The sequence below is a fragment of the Enterococcus sp. 5B3_DIV0040 genome (assembly GCF_002140755.1).
Classification (GTDB): domain Bacteria; phylum Bacillota; class Bacilli; order Lactobacillales; family Enterococcaceae; genus Enterococcus_D; species Enterococcus_D casseliflavus.
The window spans coordinates 1,337,158-1,339,781 of record NZ_NGLC01000001.1; the positions used below are offsets into that span (position 1 = coordinate 1,337,158).

The following is a 2,624-nucleotide window of genomic DNA, read 5'->3' on the forward strand; positions in this document are numbered from 1 at the left end:
ATCTAGGTTACCAAAAGAAAGTTGGGGGAAATTGTTAGTAAGTAGAAACAGATATAGAAAAGTCATGAATAATAGTAGATTTCTCGAGTATCATTTTCAGACAATAAATGACAATACAAGTGAAAATTTACTCAGGGAATGTGACTTGAATAACTTGAAATATCTAGTTGAAAATAATATTCGTGAAACAGTGAATGAATCTAAGAAAAAATCAGTCTTTATGAAAAAAGTGAAAATAGCTAGGAAAAATAGAGCGGATTTTATTTTATTAGAAAAAACCTGTGAGATAATAGCAAACAATATAGAAAATCGTCCCTTTAATTAGATAGTAGTATTGGTAAAGGAGAATCAATATGAATACTATTTTTATGTTTTTACAAAAAAGTAAAATAATATTTCTTAATTGCTGCATACTATTTGTGTTAATAATTTTCGGCACACAAAGTTTAGCTAATGAAATTAAAGATGAGATAAACATTGAGGCTGATGAAGTTACTTTATCATTGAACGATTTAGACTTTTCAACTAGAACAGTAAAACAAATTGAAACTGTGAAGATAAAATATGATGTAAATTCTTCTTTAGATTATTCATTGGTAATATCCACTGAAGGTAAGGGGCTTACTGCTAGGTTTATAGATACTTTAAGCAATACCTATTCTGGAATCCTTTTACCAACATCAAACCAAGGAGAAGTATATTTAAATTATGAAGTCGTTTTGAGCATGGATGAATATGAACATTCACCAGAGAATGAAACTGCCATTACATTTACTTTTGTGAAAAAAAATGTAGATAGTTTTGATGATATTTCAGAGTTTGAAAATGACAAAACAAGTAGCTCTCTTGATGAAAACACTTTGAGCAATAATAAAAAGGACGATAACTCAACTAGTTCATCTGGGGAAATTATTGATGAAAAACCAGATGATTCAGATGTTAAGGATATGAGCGAAAGTGAAAATGATGAAAGTAACTTAGATGAAGAAGATAACAATGACAATCAAAATATATCAGACCAAGATAATTCTGGTGAAAATTCATAAGATAGGTTTCTTGAATTTTATCATTATTAAATGAATCAAAAGAAGTAAATGTATTAATGAATAACGCTATGAGAGGTTATTATCCCTTTTTTTTGAGATTGCGAAAATATTAGATAAGATAGCTTAGAGATTTCCTGTATAATTTTAATTGTAATAGATTTCACAATTACAAAATTAGGAGGATACATTAATGAAAAAAACTCTTTTAGCATCAACAGCAATACTTGTTCTATCAGCAATCGGATTTACGAATACAGTTCACGCAACTGAGGAGTCAACAAAGGCAGTAAACGTTGAAGAAGGTCGAGTAAGCGGAAGTCTTGCATTAACTAATCCAGATGTTACTTCTGTAGATTTCGATTTTGCACAAATTGATTTCGAGAATGAAAAGCCACTTAACCCTGAAACATTTTCTGTTACGTATGATATCCAAAATAGAACTTTTGCAAATATTGCAGGGCGTTTCACAATAGACGTATCAACTGATGGTGCTGGTTTAGATGCAGCCTTTGTGAATGCAGGTGATTCAAATATTTCTGAAACAAATAGCGGAACTAGAAATACAGGTGATGTTATTATTGAAGCTACTCTTGACCCAACATTGTATAATGCCTCGGATTCAGATTCGTATAAGATTACAGTAAGTTTAATTGATTCTACCACAGTAACGCCCTGAGGATTGAAATGATTAATACAACAAAGATATAAGAAAACAGGAGTCATGATGGAAAATAAAAGTAAAATGAGAAAACGCGTTTTTGTTAACGTGTTTTCTCTTATATTCGTTTTAGTAATAGGTAGTTTATTTTACATACAGGAAGTTGTTGCTTCGGAGGATACTGATGCATCAATATTAATTGATGTTCATCCTAAAGAATATGAGTATAGAGATAGCTATATGCAATTTACTCCTGAACTTAACAACAATTATGAGTTTACAGCGACGATTACCAATATTGGTAATAAAGATTTAGACGTTAATGTATATCCATCAGTTGCTATATCGACGATGGCTGGAATAACTTATGTGGAAAATACAGAAAATCTAATGGATAAAGATTATGACTTTAGTAAGTATGTGAAGATAACTAATGATAACGGTGAATTAAAAGATGGTATAGTCCAAGTCAAGGCTAATCAAAGTGAAGATATATCCGTTGTTGTTAACTTAAACAAAGAACTTGATGGAGAAATTCTAGGTGGTTTAAATTTTTCTCAAACACTGAGTGAGCAAAAAAACGAGAATTCTGCAGATATTGTCCATGTTTATGAAAAGGTAGTCTTGTTTCGCCTCAAAATGAATGAGTTAGATTCTGAAAAAGAGCAAGACTATGGTGAATTTGAATTTATCAATTCACAGAATTCTATAGTTTTAAGTTTCTCTGTAATTAATAATAATCCCATAGTGGAATATGCAGAAAGTGGTCCCTACAAAGTCATTAACCCAAAAGGAGATATAATTTCAGAAGGTGAATTTGAAGAAGAAGTACTTACTTTAACTCCTGTTACAAAAACGAAATTAAACATTCCCTTAGTTAGTGATGCGGAATTAATGTCTGGAGAATATCAGTTCATAAT

4 protein-coding genes are annotated in these 2,624 nt (G+C 30.6%); all 4 read left to right on the forward strand.

What is annotated here, in order from left to right:
* A partial coding sequence (locus A5883_RS06280; protein WP_254907821.1) for a hypothetical protein occupies positions 1-325 on the forward strand: 325 nt, incomplete at its 5' end.
* 28 nt (positions 326-353) lie between these two features.
* Positions 354-1,046, forward strand: coding sequence for a hypothetical protein (locus A5883_RS06285; protein WP_086338173.1), 693 nt, complete (start codon positions 354-356; stop codon positions 1,044-1,046).
* A gap of 190 nt (positions 1,047-1,236) precedes the next feature.
* Positions 1,237-1,722 carry a hypothetical protein gene (locus A5883_RS06290; RefSeq protein ID WP_086338174.1) on the forward strand — a complete coding sequence of 162 codons (486 nt, stop codon included), beginning with the start codon at positions 1,237-1,239 and terminating at the stop codon, positions 1,720-1,722.
* A 48-nt stretch (positions 1,723-1,770) separates the two neighbouring features.
* The coding region (locus A5883_RS06295) for a WxL protein peptidoglycan domain-containing protein (protein WP_254907822.1) at positions 1,771-2,624 on the forward strand (854 nt) is incomplete at its 3' end.

Bases quoted from the DNA above. Each gene is read 5' to 3' on its own strand.
- A5883_RS06290 (WP_086338174.1), top strand. From the start codon at position 1,237: ATGAAAAAAACTCTTTTAGCATCAACAGCAATACTTGTTCTATCAGCA.
- A5883_RS06285 (WP_086338173.1), top strand. From the start codon at position 354: ATGAATACTATTTTTATGTTTTTACAAAAAAGTAAAATAATATTTCTT.